The organism is Pseudomonas sp. xss_4 (assembly GCF_043104125.1).
Taxonomy (GTDB): Bacteria; Pseudomonadota; Gammaproteobacteria; order Pseudomonadales; family Pseudomonadaceae; genus Aquipseudomonas; species Aquipseudomonas parafulva_B.
This window is the reverse complement of sequence record NZ_JBICKJ010000091.1, coordinates 24,097-48,540: the sequence shown is the minus strand read 5'-3', so window position 1 is coordinate 48,540 and position 24,444 is coordinate 24,097. Positions and strand designations below refer to the sequence as shown.

Here is a 24,444-nt window from a genome sequence, read left to right as displayed (position 1 = left end):
CACTGAACCTGCGCCGATCTTTGTTGCCATACGGGCTCGCAACGGCGCGGGGACGGCTCGCGTTTCATTCTTCACCGGTGGCCACCCAAGGGTGGCCTCGGCACTTGAGTTGGAAGACAATGTTCGATCCCATCCAGACCCAATGCTTCAAGGCCTATGACATTCGAGGCCAGGTTCCTTCTCAACTGAACGACGATATTGCCTACCGCATCGGTCGAGCGCTAGTGCTGGAATTGAACGGCAAGGTCTTCGTCGTTGGTCGTGACATGCGCCTGGAAAGCCCCGGTTTGTCGCTGGCGCTGATCAAAGGCCTGACCGAAGGCGGCGCCGACGTGATCGACATCGGCCTGTGCGGTACTGAAGAAGTGTACTTTGCCACCAGCCACCACCAGGCCGACGGCGGCGTGATGATCACCGCCAGCCATAACCCCAAGGGTTACAACGGCATGAAGCTGGTGCGCGAGCAGTCGCGCCCGATCAGCGGCGACACGGGCCTGAACGACATCCGCCAGCGCGTCGAAGCCGGCAGCCTGAGTGAGCCTGCCGCTCAGCCGGGCCAGGTGCGCGAGGTGTTGGACAAGACCGCCTATATCGACCACCTGCTCACCTACGTCAACCTCGACACCCTCAAGCCGCTCAAGGTGCTGGCCGACCCCGGTAACGGCGCTGTAGGCCCGGTGATCGAGCTGCTCAAGGCACGCCTGCCCCTGGACATCACCCTGATCAACGGCGAGCCGGACGGCAACTTCCCCAACGGCATCCCCAACCCGCTGCTGCCAGAAAACCGCGACCTGACCCGTCAGGCCGTGCTCGACACCGGTGCCGACATGGGCATTGCCTTCGACGGCGACTTCGACCGCTGCTTCTTCTTCGACAACCAGGGCCGCTTCATCGAGGGCTACTACGTGGTCGGCCTGCTGGCCGAGATGCTGCTGGCCAAGCACCCTGGCAGCAAGATCATCCACGACCCGCGCCTGACCTGGAACACCATCGAACAGGTAGAAGCAGCCGGTGGCGTGGCCATCCAGAGCAAGACCGGCCATGCCTTCATCAAGGAGCGCATGCGCGCCGAAGACGCCGTATACGGCGGCGAAATGAGCGCCCACCACTACTTCCGCGACTTTGCCTACTGCGACAGCGGCAACATCCCGTGGCTGCTGGTGGCCGAGCTGATGAGCGTGACCGGCAAGACCCTGGCCCAGCTGGTGGACGAGCGTATCGCCAAGTTCCCGTGCAGCGGCGAGATCAACTACGAAGTGGCCGATGTGAAAGGCACCATCGACAAGATCCTGAACCACTACCTGCCGCAAAACCCCAGCGTCGACCGCACCGACGGCATCAGCGTGGCCTTCGCCGACTGGCGTTTCAGCCTGCGCGGCTCCAACACCGAGCCCCTGCTGCGCCTGAACGTGGAAAGCCGGGGTGACCATCCATTGATCGAGCATCGCGTCAATGAGATTGCGCGTTTGATCAGGGGCTGAATAGCCAGATGAAGCTGCTGCTCAATACAGAATCCCTAGTCCCGCCACTGACAGGAATCGGCAACTACACCTTTAATCTTCTGGAGCAGTTCCTGACGATGGAAGGGGTGGATGCCGAGTGCTTCCAAGGTGCAAATTTCTCCACCGCTGAGCATGCGTTGATGCGTTGTGCTGCTGACAGTGAGCGCTACGCAACGCCCTCGGTGGGCGCCCCCGGGCAAAGTGTCCCTAAACTACTCGAAGCCCAGGTGCGGAGCATTCTGAAGCGGTGGACGTTCACGTCTAGGGCCAGAGAGATGCTGCTTAATGCTCGCCGCTACGTGCGTGCGGGCGAGCGCCGGAACTACCTTTATCATGAGCCGAACTTCATCCTCAAGCCCCACGCAGGTCCTTGCGTAGCGACTATCCACGATCTTTCCTTCCTGCATTACCCGCAGTTCCATCCGCGTAAACGGGTGGAGTGGCTGACCTCTAAATTACCTGAGACGCTCAAGCGCGCCGATTACCTGATTACCGACTCAAATGTGATTCGAGACGAGCTGATGGGTGACTTCGGCATACAAGGTAACAAGATCCGAACGGTGTATCTGGGAGCATCCGAGGCTTACCGGCCGAGAACAGCAGATCTCACCCAGGCGACCTTGCAGCGTTATGGTCTGCACCACGGCCGCTATGTACTGTTTGTGGGAACACTCGAGCCACGCAAGGGTGTAGATACGCTGGTAGAGGCCTGGTGTGGGCTGCCCATTGCCATTCGTGCCGAGTACCCACTGGTACTTGCTGGTGCACCTGGGTGGCACAATCAGGCGCTTGGCAATCGTATCAAAGCGCTTGAGGCAAGCCATGGTGTGCGCCAGCTGTCGTTTGTACCTAGCTCAGATTTGCCAGCGCTCTATGCAGGTACGGCAGTCTTTGCCTATCCCTCAGTGTATGAAGGCTTTGGCTTGCCAGTCTTGGAAGCGATGCAAAGTGGGGTGCCGGTGATATGTACTACAGGCACCTCAATGGCAGAGTTCACCGCAGGAAGTGCTCTGCTGGTGCAGGCGGGTGCTATTGAGCAGATGAGTGAAAAGCTGAACCATCTCTTGAGCAACCCCATTGACCGCGCCACCTTGGCTGAGAGCGGCCTGCGCCGAGCTGCCGATTTTTCCTGGAGGCGCTGCGCCTCGGAGACGTTGGAGGTCTACCGTGCGGTTGGATCTTGACCGACAAGCAAAGACCACATTGTTTTTTTTCTATTGGGTAGGGCATTACCCACGGGCTTTTGGAGCCTTATTGACAGGAAACCTTATGACTACTGTGAGCCAAGTAATATGAAAACGCCGCTGTTTTTGGTGAGAGACGTTCTGCGCTACCGAGGGTTAATATTCGCGATCACGCTGCGTGAAATCAAGAGTCGTTACGCAGGCTCCACATTCGGCGCGTTATGGTTGGTCGTCCCGCCGATATTCATGGTCTTCATCTATACCGTGATTTTTTCGCGTTTGATGCAAGCCCGTATGCCTGGGATTGAACATCAATACGCCTACAGTATTTATCTCTGCGCCGGCCTGATTACGTGGAACTTGCTGCTGGAGCTGGTTCAGCGAGGCAAGGGCGTGTTCCTCGAACATGCAAACTTGATCAAGAAGTCCAGCTTCCCCAAGTTCATTCTCTTCATTCCCGTGATTGCCACGGCAGCCCTCAACAGCTTCATACTGTTGGTTCTGGTCGTCTTGTTCATGCTGTTTTCTGGCTTCCCGATCATGTCCACCGCCTGGGTGTTGCTTGCCGTGCTGGCGACTACCGTTTTGCTGGGGATTGCCGTAGGGGCTTTACTGGCGACCCTGAACGTATTCTTCCGGGATATCGGCCAACTGAGTGACGTCTTTTTTCAGGCGTTGTTCTGGGCAACGCCAATCGTGTATCCCTTGAGTATCCTGTCGGAACATACCCAGTCTGTGCTCTCGTGGAACCCGGTGTTTCCGACGGTGCTCACCGCTCAGAAAGCGTTGCTGGGCGAACCTGTAGGCTTGGCCCAGCTGGGCTACCCGTTCGTCTTCGCCGTCATCGTCCTTGTCCTTGCTGTTGTCTTGTATCAGCGCAGCTACAACGACCTCCTGGATCAGATCTGATATGACAATTCAAGTAAGCAATGTAGGCAAGGCCTACCCGAAACTCAAAGGCCGCTGGCACGCGCTTGGTACGTGGTTGGGCTTTTGTAAGCGTGACCAGAACTGGATCATCCGGAACGTCAGCTTCAATGTAGGTCAAGGCGAGTCAGTAGGCATTATCGGCGTTAACGGTGCTGGCAAAAGTACGCTGCTCAAGATGATCACCGGCACCGCCATGCCCACTGAGGGTTCGATCTCAACCACCGGACGCATCGCGGCGCTGTTGGAGCTGGGCATGGGTTTTCACCCAGAGTTCACTGGCCGTCAGAACGTGGCACTAGCCGGGCGTATGCAGGGGCTCGAGCGCGCAGAAATTGTCGCACTGATGCCAGAGATCGAAGCGTTCGCTGAAATTGGGCACTACTTTGACATGCCCGTGCGCACCTATTCTTCAGGGATGTTCGTGCGTCTTGCGTTCAGCGTGGCAACGGCAGTTCGCCCAGAGGTGCTGATCGTTGACGAGGCACTGGCGGTTGGCGATGCGTACTTCCAGCACAAATCGTTCGCGCGTATTCGTGAGTTCAGAGAACAGGGAACAACGTTGCTTTTCGTGTCCCATGATCCGGGTGCTATCAAAAGCTTGTGCGATCGCGCCATCTTGTTGGGTGACCACAAGATGCTCATGGACGGACGCCCTGATGAAGTGCTCGACTATTACAATGCACTCATCGCGCGCAAGGAAGAAGGCTCCTTGCAGGCGCAGGCGGTCAATGCACCTTATGCGGGGCGCTCAGGTAACGGGAAGGCACGAATTGAGGAGCTAACGCTCAGCAGTGATGGCCGTGCTGCAACCATGCTGGATGTAGGCGCGCCTCTGACATTGACCCTCAAGATCCGGGCAAACGAGCCCATCTACGATCTGTCCTTGGGTTTCATGTTCAAAGACCGTACAGGCTATGACATCTTCGGTACCAATACCTGGCTACGGGGAGAGCTGCGAGACCTGGGTGTCGAGGCTGGCATAGAGCAGACCGTGACCGTCACAATTCCTGCCTTCAATGTAGGGCCGGGCAGCTATAGCTTGACCTTGGCGCTGCATGGCGGTGCCGACCACATTGAGGACAACTTTGACTGGTGGGACAAGGCGGTTGTGTTCAACGTCATTGGAAACAGCAGCTACAAGCACTTTGCGGGCGTCTGCGCCCTCCAAGCAGAATTCAAGCTCGACTAGGGTGCAGCATACCGTGCAGCGCGTTTTTAAATCAGCGACGGTTTTCAGCTGTTATTGGCCTATGGGGGCTTGCTCGACGCTGGCAAGACGACCTGCGTAGAATGACCACCCATGGTGTTCCCGTAGCGTACTCATCAAGTGCCATACGCTGGCCACTCAACCAGTTTTGAACCCAAATAATGACTATCGATCTCAAAAAACTGCAAAAGACCATTGAAGCTGAGGTGACCCTTAGGGAGTACGAGCGGGTAACCGCCAGCGCCGAGGCCGCACAGCGCCCCAGTGACGTGCCCAACGATCTGGTGCATACGTTCGAACTGCTTGACCTGGAAGGCTTCCTCCCGCCCAGGCATGAAGCACCCGCGCCAGCCGAAGCGGTGGCTGCTTCTGTACCCGACGATGCACCACCTGCTCAAACACCACCGCCTAGTCTATATCGCCGTCTGAGGCAGTTGCCGGTGGTCGGTCGCTTGCTCAGCCATCCGCGGATCATGAACTTCCTCACCCGCGCACGGCAGCGGCCAGGCGGCGCCACCCTCAAAAATGTGTCGCTCACCCTGGCACATGCTGTTGCCGTACGGATACCAGGTGTACTGCGCTTGCGGCAGCAGCTTGCTGTCTTGGGCGAGTTGCCCCAACGGCTGAGCGCATTGGAGTGGCATATTGCTGACGGTCAGGCACGCCTGCGCAACATTGGCGTACAGGTTCAGAACCAGACGAACCAGAGCCTGTATACCCATGGCCTGGCCATTCAGCAGAACGAGCAGTACCTGATTGAACGCATGCGCCGCTTGGAGCACGTGCTCCGTGAGCAGGCGCTGACCATTGCGGGGCTTCAGGCGGCGCGTCCCGCTGTTGAGCGAGCGGTAGGAACCGTCCAGGCACCTGTAGAGGACATCGGCATGCCGGCCGATCTCTACCTGGAGTTTGAAGCAAGTTTCCGCGGGTCGCCCGATCTGGTGCGCGAACGCCTGAAGCGCAATCTCGATTACTTCCAATTCGACCCGGAACAACCTTCGCTGCCAGTACTGGACTTGGGTTGCGGTCGTGGCGAGTGGTTGCAACTTCTCAAGGAGGAGGGCATTCGAGCTATTGGCGTCGACTCCAACACTGCCATGATCGAGAGTTGCAAGCAGGCGGGGCTTGAAGTTCACATGGGTGATGCGCTGCAGTATCTAGCCGCTCTCCCTGCCAATAGCCTCGGGGGCTTGACTGCCTTCCATATCATTGAACACCTACCTTTGGGCGTGTTGGTACGGCTGATCGATGAAGCGCGTCGTGTGGTATGCCCAGGCGGCGTGGTGATTTTTGAGACACCCAACCCTGAAAACCTGATCACCGGCGCCTGCAACTTCTACGTCGACCCCACGCACCGCAATCCGTTGCCACCGGCATTGGTCGCCTTCCTGCTTAAAGCACGAGGTTTTGAGCGCGTCGAGATCGATCCAAGGCATCCGGGGGACCCGTCGCTTTTACTGCAAGGTACCGATGAGGCGATCAACGTCCCCTTGAACCGCTTGCTTTTCGGCCCGCAAGACTACGCTGCCATTGGTTATGCGCCCTGAACAGGTTGAGTTGATTCCATGCATTTGATTATCTGCAATGAGCGCCTGCTTTTTCGGTTTGGCGTTGATCGAGTATTGCTGTTGTTGGCACAAGGCCTCAAGGCAGCGGGATGGGACATAACATTCATCGCACACCGTGCTAATCACGATGTATTGCGCCGCATCACCGACCGTGTTCATACGCCGCCGGAGCACCTGGGCGCCTATACCGAACTCGATTTCATCACATCCCAATGGCTGCAAGACCACCGAAAGCTGTTTGTACCCGTAGGTACAGAGCCGTCGGGTACAGTAGCGCTGATCGGCGGCTGGCCGTTCTATTCGTCCATCGCGGTGTTCCGGCAATGGGGCGTTCCAACCGTAGCACTTGACTGCGGCGGTGTTCCCTACGAAGACATGCAAGGGCCAGCGCGACATGTTCAGGAGCGTTTGCGTGCCCAGCGTCGCGAATACCTTCCTGAAGCTCAGGTCGTCACGCCTATCAGCCATTTCATAGCCCGCAGCCAGAGTTTGCCCGATGCCGGGCCTGATGTAGAAATTGCCATGATTCACCTCGGTGCTGACCACCTGAATGGCGGCGTCGACCAAGGGCTTTGGCAGCATGGTCATCAGTTGCACGGTGATTCAGCGGCAGAGCGTGTGGCCGACGGGCCCACGATCATTAACTTGGGCCGATGGGAAACGGGCAACTACAAAAACAGCGAAGGGCTCTATCCTATAGCCCGGCGGATTATCGTCGAGCACCCCAATGCGCGCATCTGCGTCCTGGCCACTGCCGACGAATTGAATTTGCCAGCGGATTTAGCGGGCCACATAGTCCCTCTAGGCCACCCAAGCGATAGCGAACTCAACGCGTTGATGGCCAGCGCGCAGTTGGGCCTGAGTGTATCCCGATGGGAAGGCTTCAATCTCCCGCTTGCGGAAATGCAGCAATTACGCAAGCCAGTACTCGTGCTGAATATCGGTGCCCATCCCGAAGTCGTGGCTGATCGAAATCAGCTTTGCACCGATGAGCAGGAAATGAGCGACAAGGCACTGCGTGTGCTTGCGGGTGAATTATTGGCAGATGCTCAGTGGCAGGCCAATCTCGATACCTTCCAGCAGACCTTTACCTGGAAGCGCACCATCAAGGCTTATGCCGACCTCCTTGCAACCTTGAAGCCAGTAAGAGAGCTTCCGGCGCCCAAGCTGATCATCGATACCAGCGCATGCCTGCGCGACACCGCCAATACTGGGGTCGCCCGAGTTGTGCGAAGCCTTACCCGCAAACTGCAGGATCTAGGCGAACCGCTATTCGTTACGTGGGATGAAACGCTGCGCGATTATGTACTGCCCACCGAAGGCGAGTACCAGAACCTGGCGTTGTACGGCGGGCCTCAACCTCACCCGGCGCATTACGTTTTGCCACGGTCCACGCAGAGCCGCCGGCAAACCCTTTCCAGTCTGGGCGCGCGAGCACTAAGCGGTGGCTGGTTGCTGCAAAGCGAGATTGTCTTTGAACGACAGGGGCCGGCGCGCCGTGCTGCTGCACGACAACTTGGGTTGAACGTTGCCGCGATTTTCTACGACGCGATCCCGGTTACACACCCTGAATGGGTTGCCGATACTGTCATCCGTGACAATCATGCAGCCTACATGCGTGGTCTGGCAGAGGTAGATCGAGTGCTACCGATCTCGCCGGATGCAGGCAAGCAACTGCAAGCTTTCTGGGCCCGCGAAGAAATCACGCCGCATGCTCGCGTCAAGACTTGCTGGATTCCCGGGGAGTTGACCGCATCGGCCCGCGCTACAACGCCGGCTGATGCTCCGCGCTCCGGTGAAGCTCTGCGTATTCTCTGCGTATCGACTCTCGAACCCCGCAAGAACCATAAAGTGCTTCTTGAGGCAGTCTCACGTCTGGCCCGCGACTACCCTCAACTGGACTGGCAACTGGACCTGATCGGTAATCGTTATGCTGGCGCCGACTACATCGTTGACAGTGTTCGGGCAGCCAGCGCAATGGACCCGCGTATCGTCTGGCATGGTGTAGTCGATGATGCCACGCTCAATGACTATTACGCCAAAGCTCATGTCAGTGTGTATGCCTCGCTCGTTGAAGGCTATGGCATGCCTATCGTCGAGTCGCTGTGGCATGCCCGTCCCTGCATCTGCCATAACGGCGGTGTAATGGCCGAACTGGCAGCCGAAGGTGGTTGCCGCACGGTGGACATGAAAGACCCCGATGCCCTGGCTGCGCAAATTTACGCACTTGCCAATGAACCGCAGGCCTACCTGCAGCTTGCCAGCGAAGCCGTCAGCAGGCCGATTCTTACCTGGCGCAGCTACGCACGGGCGCTGTTGCGCCAACTGGCCGGCCATTCGTCGCGTTCGCTCGCCAAGCCTTTGCCGCGTCAGTGGCAACATCTGCTGATCAATCCCGAACTGCAGCTGGTGGATGATCCAGGTCAACTGGCCCTGGCCTGTCTGTTGCGCCACCAGCAACCACAATGTGCGCTGCTGCTGGGTGAGCATGCCCCATGGGTAGCCGAGCTGATCGGGGATCAGGCTCTGCGTACGTGGCAAGTGGTGGATGATGCGTCCACAGGCGATATCGTTCGCAATGGCGCAGTAAGTCGAATCGATGCTCCTGTAAACGTCGTCCTTCCGTTGTTGAGCAGTGAACTGCAGGACAACGAGGTCGCTGTCGACCTGGTCGTCTTATCGGCAGAGCACGCGAATTGCGACGTATCTATTCAAAGCTTGGCCCCTTTGCTATCCGGACAAACCACAGGCCTTCTGTTGCTAGCAGGTGCAGTCACAAGCGAGCAGGTGCAAAAAATTGGCCTGCCTTCGGAACCTGCTCTTCATCTGCCGGACTTTAACGCCTACCAGTACCCGCTGTCGGTACAAGGGCCTGAGCAATGAAGGTCCTCGTCATCTCCAATTTTTTCCCGCCGCATGTTATCGGAGGGGCTGAAATTATTGCCCACCATCAAGCCAGAGCGCTGTGCGCGCGTGGGCATGAGGTGAGGGTGCTGGCGGGGGACAACAGTCGCGGGTTGCCAGGCTATCCAATCGAAGAGGAAGTGTTCGATGGCATGCCGGTGACACGCGTGTCGTTGACCTACCTTGACTTCGCGCCGACCGGTAACAACGTCGCACACCCTGGAGTGGAGCGCATTTTCCGACAGCTCGTGGACAAATGGCAGCCTGATGTAATTCATGCGCACCACATGGCTGGCCTGTCGTTGGGTATCCTGCAGTTGGCCCGGGCACGCGGCATCCGCATTGCATTGACCCTGCACGATCACTGGGGCTTCTGCATGAACAGCACCCGGATCACCACACAGGACGTGCTTTGCCACGACAGCACCCAATGCCACAAATGCCATTCGCACATCTACAACGGTGCGTTGCGCCTGCCGCAGCGTATGCGTCAGGACTACCTGCGCTGGCAGTTGGATGCAGTCGATCATTTCATTTCGCCAAGCCGCTACCTTGCTGACACCTACATTGCCAATGGCCTGCCTGCTGAGCGCATGAACGTGATTGCCAATGGCATTGAACTCGAACGCTTCAGCACGACTTCACCACCCGCCCCAGGCAAGAAGCTTAACGTGCTTTTTACTGGGTACATGGGTGGCCACAAAGGCGTACCCACTCTGCTCGAAGCGCTGGCACTGCTGCCGGCAGAGCGCGTACACGTCGATATGGTTGGTGATGGGCACATGCTTGAGGCATACAAGGCACAGTTAAGTGCCAGGGCGCCCGGTGTATCAGCCAAATTCTGGGGGCGTCTGCCTAACAGTCGAATTGCCGAGCGGTTTGCCCAGGCACATGTATTCGTACTGCCTTCGGTGTGCCCTGAAAACCAGCCAGTGACCATTACCGAAGCCATGGCTTGCGGGTTGGCAGTGGTAGGCTCGCGTATCGGTGGCATACCCGAGCTGGTGGACGAGGGGGTATCCGGGCAACTGTTCGAGCATGGCGATGCACAGGCTTTGGCAGATTGCTTGCGCCGCTACATCGACCACCCCGAAATGCTGGTCGCGCATGGAGAAGCCGGGCGTAAACGCATTCAGGCCTTCGCCTTCGACTTGCAGATCGACCGTATCGAGGCGTTACTGCAGGGCCCTGGTGCCAAGCGTTCCGATACGCCACAACTGATCGCCTGCCACGGCGCCCCGTCCGCCAGCACGTTCGACACCGTGCTCCAGGCGCTGTGCCCAGTGCCTGCCAACCGGCCGCAACCCGTCAGCCAGCCATGCTGCATCCCAGCCAACTGGATTAGCCCTGAGCAAGCGGATGTACTCTGGATTGCAGGTCCCACCGAGCAAGACCCAGATGCTGCGATGAAACTGATCGAGGCTTATCGCGCTTTAGGTAAACAGGTGGTGGTCGATGAGCGGCATCTGTTGGTTGCGCGTAACACCGAGTCGGCTTTGTTGGTGCGCGGTGGGGCGCAGGTGGCCCTTGGGTTGGAATACCTGCTGGACTATGCAGCCAAACCAGCCGCTGACAACGTCATCATCCAGGCTTAGCCCTAAGCTGAACAGGCTTGCCAGCCTGTTCAGCTCAAGCCTTCAGCGACCCAGCAGTTGCGCCAACCCTACGTCAAGTGGGGTTACTTGGCAGACGTCAAAAAGCTCGATCAAGCGCTGATTGTCTGCTCGCGAATGGCGTATGTCGCCAGCTCGGGGCGGCTGGTAGGAGATGTCGGGCAAGCCATCCAGCACCCTGTTCAGCGAATCCAGGATATGGTTTAACGACGTAGCCTGGTTCAAGCCCACATTAATGGCCTCATCGACCACAGCCGACGTTTCCAAGCCCTGCACAAGCAGCTGCACCAAGTCGCTGACAAAGAAAAAGTCCCGGGTTTGCTCACCATCCCCGAACACTGTAATCGGCAGCCCTTTCTGGGCGCGCTCGGCAAAAATGCTGATGACACCTGAATAGGGTGACGATGGGTCTTGACGCGGGCCATAGATGTTGAAGAAGCGGAACACAATCGGCAACAAGCCGTGCTCGCGGCGATAGAAGTCAAAATAGTATTCACTGGCCAATTTATCTGACGCATACGGCGTCAGCGGTGCTTTGGCTGTGCATTCGCTGATTGCCGCGCCGGCGCCGTTGTTGCCATAGACAGCGGCGCTGGAAGCGAACACTACGCGTTTTACACCAGCCAAACGCATGGCCTCGCATACGTTAAGCGTGCCTACAAAGTTGCTTTGGTGTGTGCGCACAGGGTCTTCGACGGAGGCTTGCACGGAGGCGACTGCCGCCAGATGAACTACAGCCCCACAGCCCTGCATGGCCTGGTGAACCAGACTGGGGTCTGCCACGTCACCTTCCAACAGCTCAAGGTTAGGGTGAGACAGCTGAAGATTACTGCGTTTGCCCGTCGAAAGGTCATCAAGCACTCGCACTGCATAGCCTTTGGCGAGCAAGGTATCAGTCAAGTGAGAGCCAATGAAGCCGGCGCCACCCGTTACCAGTATGGGCGCCGTGGGCTTAGGAATTGTAGACATGTCGAGTTCCGAGATGAATGATCAAAAAGCGTGACAGAGGCGATGCATGATACGCACAGGTGCAGAAGTGGGAAATCGCAGAATCATACGGTGCGTCTGGCGGGAAGATAGTCAACGGTGTGCTTGTTCATTGAAATTGGCGGTTTAGCATGCTCACTGGTAAAAGTCGAACATCATATTGACGAGGGCACGCAGCGTAAAATTGGCCTCAGACCTGCCACTGAATAGAGGCCTGGTCTGCGCATGGCCCAGGCATGGATCGCAGACCGCTATGGCTTAGCCGTACACGTCAACATTCAACCGCTGCAAGTGCACACGATCTGCGATCACGGGTGTTTTGCTCAGTCTGCCATGCCGGCTTCTGCGTCATCCGTCAAGGTTTTGGCTAGCGCGTTTAAATAATAGGCCGCCCACAGCAGCTTGGGATTTTCATCCATCAAACCACTGATGGTCAGCTCCTGTGAGTAACCCATCAGCTCAGAGGCCTGAGTGCGGGCGTGCTCGCACGGTATGCCGGGGTCGATGCAGAACAATGGCTCGGTTTGCTGTTTGCCTTGATAGAACTTGGTTTGTAAGCGATCCATGAACCCCACCTACCGAGAATAGGAAGTCGCAGTTATCGTGGCATCTCCGGCGAGCAGTTCCACGGCAGTAGCGCTTCATAGTCTGCTACAGACTGCGCGTGGGGCAGTCGCTCCAGTACGTGGCGTAGCCACGTATAAGGCTCTTGGCCGTTGATCTTTGCAGTCTCGACCAAGCTGTAGATCTGGGCACTGGCCGTGGCGCCCTTGGGCGTGTCGCTGAACAGCCAGGCCTTGCGACCGATGACAAACGGCTTGAGCGAGCGCTCAGCCAGATTGTTGTCGATTGGTAGATAACCAGCCTCGACGTAACGCACCAACCGGCTCCAGTTATTCGCCAGATAATTCACGGCCTTGCCCAGCACGCTTTGCGGCGTCACTTGGGATTGGGCCTTGTCCAACCAACTTTTCAACTGGGTCAGGACTAGCAGGCTTTGCGCCTGTCGCGCTACATAACGCTGCTCGTCACTGGCGTCTTTCAGTTCGCACTCGATGCCATACAGCTTGTTGATCATTGCCAGTGCGACATCGGCCCGTCCGGTTTTGCCTTTAGGCTGCACTTTCTGAGCGTCGACGAATTTGCGCCGGGCATGCGCCATGCACGCCAACCGTTCGACGCCAGGCTGCAGCGCCAACGCGTTATAGCCGGCGTAATCGTCCGTCATGACATACCCGCGATAACTTTCCAGCAGGCGCAACGGCACTTCCTGCGCCCGACTGGAGCTGTAGTCGAACAGCACGATTTTTCGGTCAGGCGGTCCGCTGACTTGCACCCACATCCAGGATTGGCTGGTCGGGTCTCGATCCGGTTCTTTCAGGACCTGGACACGGGTTTCATCGCAATGGATGACCGGACTTTCCAGTAATCGCTCACGCATCAAATTCAGCAGCGGCTGGACATGTTCGCTGCATTGGATGATCCAGCGCGCCAGTGTCTGACGTGGAATGTCGATCCCGTGCCGGCTCAGGACACTTTCAAAACGGTGCAGCGGCAAGCCATCGACATACTTGGTGGTCAGCAACATCGCCAACGCTCGGGCTGGCCATGCTCTTCTCGATCAGTTGAGCCGGTTTGTCTGCCGTGATCGGGGCAACTTCACATCCCCGGCAGCCGTAGACCTTACGGACATGTTTGAGCACGCGGATCTGCATCGGCACGATATCCAGCTGCTCGCTGATTTCCTCACCGATCTCATGCTTGCGGCAACCGCATGCACAGGTCAGTTCGTGTTCAGGCAGTTCGTGGATGACTTCGATACGCGGCAGATCAGCCGAGAGTGGCTTGCGTTTTCCCCGGCGTGGCGCTGGTGTGACGAGTTCTTCATCCGGCGTCTCCACCGTCAACAGAGGCTCGCTCTCTGCCTCGTTGAACATCGCCAGTTGCGGCGTGTTGGGGTCGATGGCCTGCTCGGACTTGCGGCCGAAAAGACGATCACGCAGCAACTTGATCTGTTCTTTCAGATCAACGATGTGGGTGGCGTAGGCTTCTTTGACTTCCTGCTCACGCGTGCGTGCTGCGTAAGCCTCAAGGAGCATTTGCTTGAGCAGGACAGGGTCATCGGGAAGGTCATCGGGCATGGAATTCATGCCGAGGATTATACCGATTCAGGCAACGAAACGAGGGGTCAAAACCTGATGCGGACGGTTGCGCCAGAGGTCGAAGCCGTCGAGTAGCCAGTTCAGCTCCTGAACAGTCAGGACAATGGCTTCGTCAGTAATGTCGGGCGAGGTTTTGAAGCGTTCGGATTCCAGGCGCTTGAGCCAGAGACAGAAACCGTTGCGCTCCCAATAGAGGATCTTCACGCGATTGCGCGGTTTGTTGAAGAACACGAAAAGAACCGGGTCGAACACGGCCACCTTGATATCCAGTTCAACCAAGGCTGCGAGGCCATCGATGGATTTTCGAAAGTCGACGGGCTTGGGGTAGAGATAGACTTTTTCGACTTTGGCGTCGGGGCGCATCATCGTCGGCAGGCTCCAGAAAGAAATCGGGAGCACAGCATCGGGGATCAGGTAAGCGCTTTGAATGTGGGGTTCATGGAGCGCTTACCTTGGTTTTAATCTTTTTGCTTTCTAAACCTAAGCCTGCGGGCTCAAAAGCAGACTCAGTCGTTTACCGAGAAAACCGGTGAGGCCTCGATGATTAAAGCGGCTGAAATCACTTATAGCGTTTCTTGCTAGGGGTAGCCCAGGTGCTAGGCAATCAGAACTGCTTAGACTGCAATTGCTGACAAGGCCAAGCCTCAAGCGGCTTGGCCCCGTTGCAGGATTACTCGAACACTTCAGCGTTAGCCAACGCCATGCCGAGTTGATCCTTACCAGACAAGCTCGGGCTGAAATCAATCGGCCACTCGATACCGATTTCCGGATCATCCCACGCGATGCAACGCTCACTGGCAGGCGAGTAGAAATCTGTGGTCTTGTACAGGAACTCAGCGGTTTCACTCAGGGTGACAAACCCGTGAGCGAACCCTGGCGGGACCCACAGCTGATTCTTGTTTTCCGCAGAAAGCACCGCACCGACCCATTTGCCGAAAGTGGGGGAGGAGCGACGGATATCAACGGCTACGTCAAAGACCTCACCCTGGACCACGCGTACAAGCTTGCCTTGAGCATGAGGCGCGAGCTGGTAATGCAAGCCCCGAAGCACCCCTCTTGCCGATTTCGAATGGTTATCCTGAACGAAGTCAGGCTGTAGTCCGGTCACTTCCTTGAAGACGTTAGCGTTGAAGCTCTCATAGAAGAAGCCACGCTCGTCGCCGAACACCTTCGGGGTAAACAGGAAGACTCCCGGAATAGCCAAAGCTGTAGCGTGCATCAGAACACCTTCTCGTTAAGCAGATTACGTAGGTATTGGCCGTAACCGTTCTTGAGCAGAGGCTGAGCCAGGCGCTCTAGCTGCTCGGCGTTGATCCAGCCAGCGCGGAAGCAGATCTCTTCAGGGCAAGCAACCTTCAAGCCTTGGCGGCGTTCCATGGTCGCGATGTACTGGCTAGCTTCGAGCAAGCTGTCGTGTGTGCCCGTATCCAGCCATGCGTAGCCGCGGCCCATGATTTCCACATGCAGCTGTTCTTGTTGCAGGTACAGGTTGTTGAGGTCGGTAATTTCTAACTCACCGCGCGCGGAAGGCTTGAGGTTGCGCGCCAAGTCCACTACCTGGTTGTCATAGAAGTAGAGCCCGGTTACTGCGTAACTAGATTTCGGCGCGGTCGGCTTTTCCTCTAGTGAGAGCACACGACCGGTATCATCAAATTCGGCCACACCGTAACGCTCAGGATCGTGCACATGATAGGCGAAGACGGACGCGCCAGCATCGCGGGTGTTTGCGTTGAGCAGCAGCGACTGGAAGTCATGACCGTAAAAAATGTTGTCGCCCAGTACCAGTGCAGAAGGGTTATTACCTATGAAATCGGCACCAATGGTAAATGCCTGTGCTAAACCGTCTGGGCTCGGTTGCACTGAGTAGCTTAAGTTGATGCCCCATTGTCTACCGTCTCCGAGGAGCTGCTCGAAGCGCGGTGTGTCCTGAGGAGTGGAGATGACCAGTATGTCTTGGATGCCAGCCAGTAACAACGTCCCTAGCGGGTAGTAGATCATAGGCTTATCGTAAACAGGCAATAGCTGTTTGGAGACAGAAAGCGTTGCTGGGTGGAGGCGCGTCCCGGAACCACCAGCCAGAATGATTCCTTTGCGATTGGTTGTGTTCATTTATTAAAAGCTTCCATGAGCATGCGAGCGACACCACTCTGCCAGTGAGGCAGATGCAGCTTGAAGGAGTTGCGAATCTTGGCTGTATCCAAGCGTGAATTCAACGGACGGCGTGCCGGTGTCGGATACTCGGTGGTGGCGATCGGGTTGACACATTCGACAGCCAAGCACTCGCCCTGACTCCGTGCAAATTCAATAACAAAGCGGGCGTAGGCATGCCACGTGGTTTCGCCCGCCGGCGCTAGGTGGTAGATACCACCCAGCTCCGGTTTACGACAAGCTTGCTGTACTGCAGCGACTGCTACATCGGCAAGCAGGTCCGCACCGGTGGGTACACCAACCTGATCAGCGATGACGTTAAGAGTGGAGCGCTCCTTAGCTAGCCGCAGCATGGTTTTGGCGAAGTTATTGCCCCGTGCAGCATACACCCAACTGGTACGGAAAATCAGATGGTTGCAACCCGTCGCCCGTATAAACTGCTCGGCTTGGAGCTTAGTCTCGCCATAATAATTGATGGGCGCAACACTGTCGGTTTCTTTCCATAGGGTATTGCCGGAGCCGTCGAAAACATAATCAGTAGAATAATGCACCAACCATGCATTTAGGCGTTTGGCTTCTTCGGCGATTACTTGGCTAGCAAGAGCATTGACGGTGTAAGCCAGATCGCGTTCACTTTCGGCCATGTCAACGGCTGTATAGGCGGCTGCGTTGACGATGAGCTGCGGCGCGACGCTTCTGATAGCCTCGCGCAAACTTGACAAATCTGATAGATCGCCCTTCAGATCGCCATAATTCGTTTTCGCCAAATGTCGGTCAAGAGCGGTAACTTCGCCCAAAATGCCAAGAGCTCTCTGAAGTTCCCAGCCCACCTGACCGTTTTTTCCTAACAAAAGGATTTTCATGGTTTGCTCGTGCGGACAGAGTAGTTTTTATCAATCCATTGCTGGTAGCTGCCGCTTTTTACGTGCTCAACCCAACTAGGATTTTCAAGGTACCACATTACTGTTTTCCGAATACCAGACTCGAATGTTTCTTCCGGCTTCCAGCCTAATTCGCGTTGGATTTTAGTAGCATCAATTGCATACCGAAGATCGTGACCCGGACGGTCGTGTACATAAGTGATGAGTTCGGCATGAGGACAGTGCTCGGATTCTGGGCGCAACTCATCGAGCAGTGCGCAAACAGTTCGGACTACCTCAATGTTTTGTTTTTCGTTGTGGCCGCCGATATTATAAGTCTCTCCGACTTCACCTTCTGTGACAACCTGATAAAGAGCTCGAGCATGATCCTCCACATATAGCCAGTCGCGGATTTGATCACCTTTACCATAGATCGGCAGAGGTTTGCCTTCGAGCGCGTTCAGAATTACTAGCGGAATGAGTTTTTCCGGAAAATGGTAAGGCCCATAATTGTTAGAACAGTTAGTAACAAGAGTGGGAAGGCCAAATGTGCGAGCCCACGCACGGACCAAATGGTCTGAGCTCGCTTTGCTGGCTGAATACGGAGAGCTAGGCTGATAAGGCGTCGTTTCAGTGAAAAGATCCTCTGGCCCTTCTAGATCTCCGTAAACTTCATCGGTAGAAATGTGATGGAAGCGGAAGTTCGCTTTTTTTGCGCCATCTAGTTCAGACCAGTACGCTCGAGAAGCTTCTAATAAGTTGTATGTACCGATTATATTAGTGTGAATGAATTCTGATGGTCCGGTAATTGATCGATCGACGTGAGACTCGGCGGCTAAATGCATCACTGCATCCGGTTGATGATCGCGGAATACCCGGTCCAGCTCGACACGGTTACAAATGTCGACATGCTCGAATTCGTATCGCGAATTCGCAGCAACAGGTTGTAAAGATTCAAGATTTCCAGCGTACGTAAGTTTGTCAAGATTGACAACTGAGTCTTTGCTGTTACTTATAATATGCCGAATCACTGCAGAACCGATGAAGCCTGCTCCACCAGTGACCAACAGCTTCCTACTAGTAACGGGCACATCAATATTAGTCATCTTATCTTCTCGATCGGATATGGAAGTCACACATGTGGTCCTTATTCTGGGAAAAGTGTATTTCTGAGCTTCATGCTGGCAGTTTCCCAGCAGTAGGCTTTAGCAGTGGTCTCGGCTGCACGTACCATCTTAGCAACTCGAGCGGAATTGTGATTTGCTCTGATAAATTTCAGATGTTCTACTAAGGTGTCTAAGTCGTCTGGTACGTAGATCAGTGAATTCGCATTAGTTAAATACTCTGTCGGGGCAGTATTATAGCTATGGATGACAGGAATTCGTAGTGACATAGCCTCCATCGTAGGCATGCTCCAACCCTCAACTGAGTTTTTTAGGAAAGCGTGGGAAGTCATATACAGCTGGACCATTTGGCTTTCAGAAAGTTGAGGGTCGGCAATGATTCGCATAGCGATTTTCGTCGAGGGCTCATAGCTCGGAGGTAGTTCATTTGTTTTGACTAACCATTCAACTGATGGATCGTGCTCAAACGCTATTTCTAAAGCTTGTTGTAATAATTTCCAATTTTCTCTCGATGAGTTGTTGCCTAAGCCGTTGAAGACGGATAGGAACGTGAACTTTGAGGTCCGCTCAGAGGAACAGGTTTTGGAGTGAGTTAAAAGTTTATCGCGATCGACGCCGCATGGAGATACATAGATAGGGCTGGTAACCCCTCCTGCAATCCAAACAGACTTGTTCCACTGGGTCGGTGTGATTATGTTGAGTTTTGGTGAATTAAGTTTTTCGAGCCAGTTCTTATTCGAGTATCTATCTGCCCAGTTATTTCTTTCAGTCATTGTGTAGAGGTACTCAATTCCCCCTACCGATTCGAATACATGAGGCACAGATATTTGTAAGCTGGTGGTGATTGACAGATCATCGGGCTTAGAGCGAATTTCTTCCCATATGCTTGATTCTTCGGCGGTCAACTGCAAGCCGGAGCGCGCTGCAAACCTGGAATAATCGGTATTAGGAATTCGAACATCAACTCCTAAGCGAACGAGGCCCCCTATCAATCCCCGGGTAACAGCACCATATCCATTAGCTTCGAAATATCGAAATGGAAAAGGTAGTCTCAATAAGTGATCAGCTTTCATGAATAGCCCTAGCTCCGCTGCTTAATAATAATGTCGCGATGCAGTGAAGCAGGTTCACTATCGCTGAAAGCTGTATTTACTGGCGTATTATCAGCATAGCCTCCACTCGAAAGGTGGTTGGTCAGCACCCACTCGCGGTTTCGGTTACCTAGTGCTTCTAGCTCAGTTCGTTTAGATATGCATTCAGTTATGGCCTGCGCCCATGAGGCAGTGTCATTAGGGATTGTATAAATAGCCGGCGCCGCTCGGCTGATGTGTTCATAAATCCCACATTTTGAGGCGATGACAGGGAGAGCCAGTGCGGCGTATTCCAGCGCCTTTAGGTTAGACTTGTACGCATTGAATGGTGTGTGCTCAAGTGGGGCGATCCCAATATCTGCAGTTTTGGCTATTTCTTTTAGCCACTCTACAAAATCCGGATACTTTCTATTGGGTAAAGGGACTGTAAAGTTCTCGATCCAGTCCGGTACATCATATCCATCCTCAAGAATATCGATTAATAATACCTTCAGTTCAGGAAATGCGGACTTTACGTTCTTTAATGCAGGGTAGATCATCTCAAAATCTTGTCTGTGAGACTTTGTTCCAAAGTAAATTACTGTGAAGTCAACGCTTTTAGCTTTGATCAACGGTCGTCGCCATAGACGCCGGCTGAGAGTGTTAGGAATAATTTCTACCGAGGCATGACGCTTTGATAGCTCATGCAGTAGAGGTGCAGTGGAAACGGTGACAACTGCCGCATTACTGATGACTTTATTTAGTGTGTTAGCATATTTTTTATACGTTCCGTTTCTATCGATATGATCTGGAACGGCTAGCAAATTATCGTCTAAGTCAAACGTATAACTAAAATCACCAGATTTTACAAACGGTATCAATGCATTGATGTGTTTTTCGCTGAGCGCAGTTCTTTGAATAATTGCTTTAGAAACTTCCTTTGATTGCACCGCTACTACAAGTTGGTCCGGAGTCATTTTGCAATGTACGAAGGAACTGTCTGGAGTATTATGTGCGTGCTCCCAGATACGCACGTAAGTGGAGCCTGGGGCATCTGTCTGCGCCTGGTTACTAGGGCATACAACCGCGAGCATTCTCGTGTTGGGTTTAGAACTATGAAGCGCCGGTACTGAATCCGAACAGCGGGGTTTCGTATAGATATCGTGGTAACGCGCTGCCATCCAACGAGTATTTCTGAATAAGCCTTCAGTTTTTTGCCAAGTGGAAACGTGGGATAGGACAGTTGCGTACTCAGACACGACATCGCTAACGATGTATTTGCAAGCGAAGGCTGCGTCGCCTCTAGGTAAAACCCATCCTGCTTGTGACTTCCTTACTCGCTCAGCAACTGTTGGGAAGTCCAATACCAAAGCAGGTATGCCTGAAGCCCAAAGCTCAGTGAGAGTATGGCACCAAGTTTCGTCCCAAATTGAGAAGATGCCACCGACGTGTGGGGCTATTGAAGCCACATGCTTTGAAAAGTCATCCCGCTGATAGGCCCCATGGCAAATTATCCTATCTTGCCAGTGGGTAGAGAACTGATTGGTCATTGCGCCGTCAACAGCGCCTAGGATATGGAACTCTATTTTTTGGTGTACGTCATGACGGAGAATTTCTTGAATGAAGTCCCCCCCCTTAGCGCTATTTATATTGCCAGGAATCAGGACTCGAATTTTATCCCCATCAGCGAGGGGTTTCAAAACCGGGCTCGCAAAACCATCAAAATTGCGCCCGTGATTGATCACGTGAAAACGAGAAGCTGGGACTGCTGGAAGATGATTTAAGATGGTATTCTTGGCGTGTTCGGATGTAGTGATAAATTGATCTACATCCGCTAAAGCGTTTTGAAATCTTTCTCTCCAAATGTTAATCCATCCAGACTTGAGTGCCGGTTGCTCTTGTTTCCAAAGAGGATTAGAACAATTGCGTGCCGACTTCGATTTAGTGCAATCGCCGCCGCAGTAGTAGTCATCACCATCTAAGAGTTTGACAGTAGGGCAGAGCGAATAAAAGTCGTGGAATGAATTAATCACGCGTGCGCCAGATCGCTTCGCTAAGCTGGGTAAAGAAAGTGAATGCCAAGCCAAATGTCTAATGTGAACAATCTCGAAGTCAGTTTCCAGCAGCCAACGACTTACTACCCTGTCATATTCAAAAGATGTATGTGTGAGCAAATCTACAGGTTCGTTCAAATGATGCCGGTAAACTATCTCGTCATCCTCATTTAAGTGAACTCTATATAGTGTCAGAGTATTGGAGTCGCAGTGTAGTAGCCAAGGCTCCCATGAATCGTACAACGCAAGCATCAAGTCGCGGTTCGTCTGCGGTGTTCCACCAGTACTGGTAGCTACAACGAATAGCGCACGAGGTTTGATACCATCAAGGGATAGGCAATCATTTACTGCTTGCTTGGCTGCAAAGCGAGCTAGTGCGATGAGCGGGCTTTCACTGAAGACCTTAATGGCATTTTTGTAATCGGGATATCGGCGGTCTACTTCTTTACGTCCAGCTTGAATTAGTACTGTCTTCTCGCCGCCAAAGCTTTTGGATCTATCATGAAATACGTAAGTCGCATCATCGATAATGTTTATCCAGCCGCGCGATCTAGCGCGCATGCAAAAATCGTTCTCTTCTCCATAACCGCGGGGAAAGGCCGCTTCGTCTAGGTTGCCAATTTCATCAATTGCTTCTCGGCGAATGTACATACAGAACCCATTACCTGTAGGCACTACAGGGTAGATCCGCCGCGACCGTCTCCTAAAAGCGACGGCATAATCGGATTCAGAAACCCCTTGAGGTAAGTCGTTTGAATTACCGATGTTGGGAGCCGAGAAAGCGCCTGCACGATCAGACATCGCTGTAACCGTTGCAATACGATCATCGCGGACTAATGCATACTGCAAACCTTGAATCCACCTTGGTGTAACGCGGGCATCTGAGTTCAATAGAATAACATCGTTGCTTTGAGCCAGCTCTATTCCTTTATTTACAGTTCGAGTGAAACCAAGATTTTCTTCGTTGTGCACCACTATGAATCGCTGTTGTACTAGTTTAGTGGACAGAAAATTCGAAATTTCGGGGTCCGAACTGAAGTCATTGATAAGAATAACCTCTACATTCGGGTCCGTATAGGCAGTTAAACGATCAATGCACACCCTCACATCATCGATGGCATTATATATAGGTACGATGACGGTAACGCGTCGCTTGCTCGGCGAGCTGTGTGTGTCATACGACACGGTGGGCTGATTTATGTCAAACGACTTTATAGGGAAAACTTTACCGTTGGGCATCTTCGCCGTAAGCGAATGATGACCTTTAACAAATAAAGCAGGGGGGAATCGGAATGCTACTCCACCTTTCCCCGTTGATTTTTTGTGCCGCTTAAGATCAGGTCGATTTCCGTCATTGCGAATGGTTATATAAGGTAGGTCGTTGATCAGAATATCAATATCAAAAATATCCTCAGCGACCTTGGTGTTTACCGCCCAACCCTTTAAATTGCTCTCATCAACTGCTTCAACTCGGAATTGATATTCATAAACAGGTCGTGGCTTCTGACTAGAGTTATCTTTGGCCAGTGGGGATGCCCTGAGCTTAATAATTTCACTAGGATCAATAAAGCGCTGGGCGTACGCGATATTGAAATTAATGTGCTCAGCCAGCTTAGGGTTAGCGGCTTTGGCCAACTCGAAGAGTTCGATAGCATCAGCGAACCGCTTTTGCCGTAGCGCTTCATTGCCTCGCGCTAGAACGGACGGTTTAGAGTCGAGAGACGGCTTGGTCATGATTTATTCCGAAGTTTTAGATCTAGTATTCGAATGCTGCTAAGTGTTTCAGCTTTAGGTTCGTCATGGTTAGGCTGTTGGCATTTTTGAATCACTATGCTCAATATGCCTTCGGTACTCCACCTAGAGCGATCTATTATCGGTTCAGATCGTCCCAGTGGTTCTGGATCTATCAAAGCAATTCTAGAGCTATTGTACTTGTAATCGGGAGATTCCAACGATAGGATTGCCATCCTATCCCCTGTCAAATCGCCTCTGAATATGACATGCGCATCGTTATTGTCACTTATTATAATATCTGGTCTGCTGATGGGTATCTCAAGCGTTCCACCACCCTGTAAACTGAAGCTTTCAAGGCGACTAGATATTATCTGCGTACGCCAAGTTATCCCGTCAAACCAAAGGTGTTGGTACTGCGGAATGTTATTTTCATCATTAGCATAAAAAACGATGTGAGGAAGATTGTTGCTATCGAGCGCCATACCGCATTGGTTGATTAAATTTGAGCCTGGAGATATTGCGCATATTACTTCTGAATTTACCGGAGTTATAGGGGTTTGATATTGAAGCCCTTTGCTTGTGAACCATGTTAAGCCATTGTCCACTGATTTCGCATAACAAACATTAATGTTATTGATCAATTGGTTCGGCGGTAGGCTGTGAGTGCGCCACACGTATGAAACATGAAGTGAGCCGTCACGACCGACGCATGGATGGTTCCAGTAAGCATTGGCCGTCCAAGGACGTAAGTCAGCGCCCGACAGCACTGGCTCCTTTAAATCAGACCATGAATCTGTCTGTTCATCGAAGTATTTAAGACGAGCCTTGCCCTTGTTCCATGAGCCATCTCTATATAGAAATGTCAGAGGGAAATCCATTCTAGGGAGTATAAATGACGGGTAAGTTACATTATCTTCATGTGCATCGGTCATTGACCGGCTTTCAGTCCAGTCATTAATGGCGTGCGGCTTCCGAGAAATGCGATATTGAAGCCGGGATGCGTGATGGTCGTAAGTTATATGAAGCCTACCTTTTCTGTCGAAACCCAGGCTGATTCCATTATGGGCATCATGCAGATTGAAAGTACCTGATATGTCGTGGCTTTCTAGGCGGTCTGTCGCCAGATCTCTCTTGATAATCCGTAAAGTTGTGGTGTTTACATAGAAAGCCGTGTACTGCGCGTTATTCAGCGTAAGAATAGCATGATGCCGAAAGATGGTCGTATTAATAGTATTCGATGCCCATCCCTCGCCAATTTCCAATTCAGCGATATGTAATGCTGGCATTTCCTGATATGGCTTTTCTGTTTGCGTATCTTTTGAGCTAGCCTGATCTAAAACTTTGCATTTCCTGAGGAGCTTCTTGAGTGTGTTAAGCATTGTTTAATACTTGCATTC

The 24,444-nt window shown here is 53.5% G+C and carries 17 protein-coding genes and 1 pseudogene; 7 read left to right on the top strand and 11 right to left on the bottom strand.

Annotated features, from left to right (window positions below; genetic code table 11):
* The first annotated feature begins 119 nt into the window (after window positions 1-119).
* The 7 genes from ACF8GB_RS20245 to ACF8GB_RS20215 all read left to right on the top strand — a co-directional run bounded on the left by ACF8GB_RS20245 (window position 120) and on the right by ACF8GB_RS20215 (window position 10,890).
* Window positions 120-1,481 carry a phosphomannomutase gene (locus ACF8GB_RS20245; protein ID WP_392515651.1) on the top strand — a complete coding sequence of 454 codons (1,362 nt, stop codon included), beginning with the start codon at window positions 120-122 and terminating at the stop codon, window positions 1,479-1,481.
* Between the two features lie 8 nt (window positions 1,482-1,489).
* A complete protein-coding gene (locus ACF8GB_RS20240) occupies window positions 1,490-2,686 on the top strand; it encodes a glycosyltransferase family 4 protein (RefSeq protein ID WP_392475495.1) in 1,197 nt (398 codons plus the stop codon).
* A 108-nt stretch (window positions 2,687-2,794) separates the two neighbouring features.
* Window positions 2,795-3,595: an ABC transporter permease gene (locus ACF8GB_RS20235; RefSeq protein WP_144967191.1), complete on the top strand. Its 801-nt coding sequence runs from the start codon at window positions 2,795-2,797 to the stop codon at window positions 3,593-3,595.
* Window position 3,596: 1 nt separating this feature from the next.
* The gene (locus ACF8GB_RS20230; RefSeq protein WP_392475494.1) at window positions 3,597-4,805 is read left to right on the top strand and encodes an ABC transporter ATP-binding protein; all 1,209 of its coding nucleotides are present in this window, start codon (window positions 3,597-3,599) and stop codon (window positions 4,803-4,805) included.
* Window positions 4,806-4,984: 179 nt separating this feature from the next.
* Window positions 4,985-6,370, top strand: coding sequence for a methyltransferase domain-containing protein (locus ACF8GB_RS20225; RefSeq protein ID WP_392527544.1), 1,386 nt, complete (start codon window positions 4,985-4,987; stop codon window positions 6,368-6,370).
* A gap of 18 nt (window positions 6,371-6,388) precedes the next feature.
* Window positions 6,389-9,274 (top strand): glycosyltransferase family 4 protein, encoded by a 2,886-nt coding sequence (locus ACF8GB_RS20220; protein WP_392527543.1) that lies wholly within the window; start codon window positions 6,389-6,391, stop codon window positions 9,272-9,274.
* Window positions 9,271-10,890 (top strand): glycosyltransferase family 4 protein, encoded by a 1,620-nt coding sequence (locus tag ACF8GB_RS20215; protein ID WP_392515649.1) that lies wholly within the window; start codon window positions 9,271-9,273, stop codon window positions 10,888-10,890. The genes ACF8GB_RS20220 and ACF8GB_RS20215 overlap by 4 nt, the downstream gene beginning before the upstream one ends.
* Window positions 10,891-10,932: 42 nt before the next feature.
* On the opposite strand, the gene ACF8GB_RS20210 is transcribed toward ACF8GB_RS20215, so the two are convergent.
* From ACF8GB_RS20210 to ACF8GB_RS20160, 11 genes and pseudogenes are all read right to left on the bottom strand, one after another.
* Window positions 10,933-11,877, bottom strand: coding sequence for an NAD-dependent epimerase/dehydratase family protein (locus tag ACF8GB_RS20210; protein WP_392475490.1), 945 nt, complete (start codon window positions 11,875-11,877; stop codon window positions 10,933-10,935).
* Window positions 11,878-12,218: 341 nt separating this feature from the next.
* Window positions 12,219-12,461, bottom strand: a complete 243-nt coding sequence (locus ACF8GB_RS20205) for a DUF3077 domain-containing protein (protein ID WP_392527542.1) — start codon at window positions 12,459-12,461, stop codon at window positions 12,219-12,221.
* A gap of 32 nt (window positions 12,462-12,493) precedes the next feature.
* Window positions 12,494-14,045, bottom strand: a pseudogene (tnpC, locus tag ACF8GB_RS20200) (IS66 family transposase).
* A gap of 18 nt (window positions 14,046-14,063) precedes the next feature.
* A complete protein-coding gene (tnpB, locus tag ACF8GB_RS20195) occupies window positions 14,064-14,423 on the bottom strand; it encodes an IS66 family insertion sequence element accessory protein TnpB (protein WP_392527540.1) in 360 nt (119 codons plus the stop codon).
* A gap of 304 nt (window positions 14,424-14,727) precedes the next feature.
* The gene (rfbC, locus tag ACF8GB_RS20190; RefSeq protein ID WP_167339957.1) at window positions 14,728-15,276 is read right to left on the bottom strand and encodes a dTDP-4-dehydrorhamnose 3,5-epimerase; all 549 of its coding nucleotides are present in this window, start codon (window positions 15,274-15,276) and stop codon (window positions 14,728-14,730) included.
* Window positions 15,276-16,166, bottom strand: a complete 891-nt coding sequence (gene rfbA, locus ACF8GB_RS20185) for a glucose-1-phosphate thymidylyltransferase RfbA (protein WP_392527539.1) — start codon at window positions 16,164-16,166, stop codon at window positions 15,276-15,278. The genes rfbC and rfbA overlap by 1 nt, the downstream gene beginning before the upstream one ends.
* The gene (gene rfbD, locus ACF8GB_RS20180; protein WP_392527538.1) at window positions 16,163-17,068 is read right to left on the bottom strand and encodes a dTDP-4-dehydrorhamnose reductase; all 906 of its coding nucleotides are present in this window, start codon (window positions 17,066-17,068) and stop codon (window positions 16,163-16,165) included. Before rfbD ends, rfbA begins: the two co-directional genes overlap by 4 nt.
* Window positions 17,065-18,171: a dTDP-glucose 4,6-dehydratase gene (rfbB, locus tag ACF8GB_RS20175; protein ID WP_392527537.1), complete on the bottom strand. Its 1,107-nt coding sequence runs from the start codon at window positions 18,169-18,171 to the stop codon at window positions 17,065-17,067. Before rfbB ends, rfbD begins: the two co-directional genes overlap by 4 nt.
* 41 nt (window positions 18,172-18,212) lie before the next feature.
* Window positions 18,213-19,262: a glycosyltransferase gene (locus ACF8GB_RS20170; protein WP_392527536.1), complete on the bottom strand. Its 1,050-nt coding sequence runs from the start codon at window positions 19,260-19,262 to the stop codon at window positions 18,213-18,215.
* An 8-nt stretch (window positions 19,263-19,270) separates the two neighbouring features.
* Complete coding sequence (locus ACF8GB_RS20165) at window positions 19,271-23,047, bottom strand: glycosyltransferase (protein ID WP_392527535.1); 3,777 nt, start codon at window positions 23,045-23,047, stop codon at window positions 19,271-19,273.
* Window positions 23,044-24,426, bottom strand: a complete 1,383-nt coding sequence (locus ACF8GB_RS20160) for a BNR repeat-containing protein (RefSeq protein ID WP_392527534.1) — start codon at window positions 24,424-24,426, stop codon at window positions 23,044-23,046. The genes ACF8GB_RS20165 and ACF8GB_RS20160 overlap by 4 nt, the downstream gene beginning before the upstream one ends.
* Window positions 24,427-24,444 lie beyond the last annotated feature (18 nt).

Bases quoted from the DNA above. Each gene is read 5' to 3' on its own strand.
- ACF8GB_RS20235 (WP_144967191.1), top strand. From the start codon at position 2,795: ATGAAAACGCCGCTGTTTTTGGTGAGAGACGTTCTGCGCTACCGAGGG.
- rfbC (WP_167339957.1), bottom strand. From the start codon at position 15,276: ATGCACGCTACAGCTTTGGCTATTCCGGGAGTCTTCCTGTTTACCCCG.
- tnpB (WP_392527540.1), bottom strand. From the start codon at position 14,423: ATGATGCGCCCCGACGCCAAAGTCGAAAAAGTCTATCTCTACCCCAAG.
- ACF8GB_RS20245 (WP_392515651.1), top strand. From the start codon at position 120: ATGTTCGATCCCATCCAGACCCAATGCTTCAAGGCCTATGACATTCGA.
- rfbB (WP_392527537.1), bottom strand. From the start codon at position 18,171: ATGACTAATATTGATGTGCCCGTTACTAGTAGGAAGCTGTTGGTCACT.
- rfbD (WP_392527538.1), bottom strand. From the start codon at position 17,068: ATGAAAATCCTTTTGTTAGGAAAAAACGGTCAGGTGGGCTGGGAACTT.
- rfbA (WP_392527539.1), bottom strand. From the start codon at position 16,166: ATGAACACAACCAATCGCAAAGGAATCATTCTGGCTGGTGGTTCCGGG.
- ACF8GB_RS20225 (WP_392527544.1), top strand. From the start codon at position 4,985: ATGACTATCGATCTCAAAAAACTGCAAAAGACCATTGAAGCTGAGGTG.
- ACF8GB_RS20205 (WP_392527542.1), bottom strand. From the start codon at position 12,461: ATGGATCGCTTACAAACCAAGTTCTATCAAGGCAAACAGCAAACCGAG.
- ACF8GB_RS20240 (WP_392475495.1), top strand. From the start codon at position 1,490: ATGAAGCTGCTGCTCAATACAGAATCCCTAGTCCCGCCACTGACAGGA.
- ACF8GB_RS20160 (WP_392527534.1), bottom strand. From the start codon at position 24,426: ATGCTTAACACACTCAAGAAGCTCCTCAGGAAATGCAAAGTTTTAGAT.
- ACF8GB_RS20165 (WP_392527535.1), bottom strand. From the start codon at position 23,047: ATGACCAAGCCGTCTCTCGACTCTAAACCGTCCGTTCTAGCGCGAGGC.
- ACF8GB_RS20170 (WP_392527536.1), bottom strand. From the start codon at position 19,262: ATGAAAGCTGATCACTTATTGAGACTACCTTTTCCATTTCGATATTTC.
- ACF8GB_RS20220 (WP_392527543.1), top strand. From the start codon at position 6,389: ATGCATTTGATTATCTGCAATGAGCGCCTGCTTTTTCGGTTTGGCGTT.
- ACF8GB_RS20210 (WP_392475490.1), bottom strand. From the start codon at position 11,877: ATGTCTACAATTCCTAAGCCCACGGCGCCCATACTGGTAACGGGTGGC.
- ACF8GB_RS20215 (WP_392515649.1), top strand. From the start codon at position 9,271: ATGAAGGTCCTCGTCATCTCCAATTTTTTCCCGCCGCATGTTATCGGA.
- ACF8GB_RS20230 (WP_392475494.1), top strand. From the start codon at position 3,597: ATGACAATTCAAGTAAGCAATGTAGGCAAGGCCTACCCGAAACTCAAA.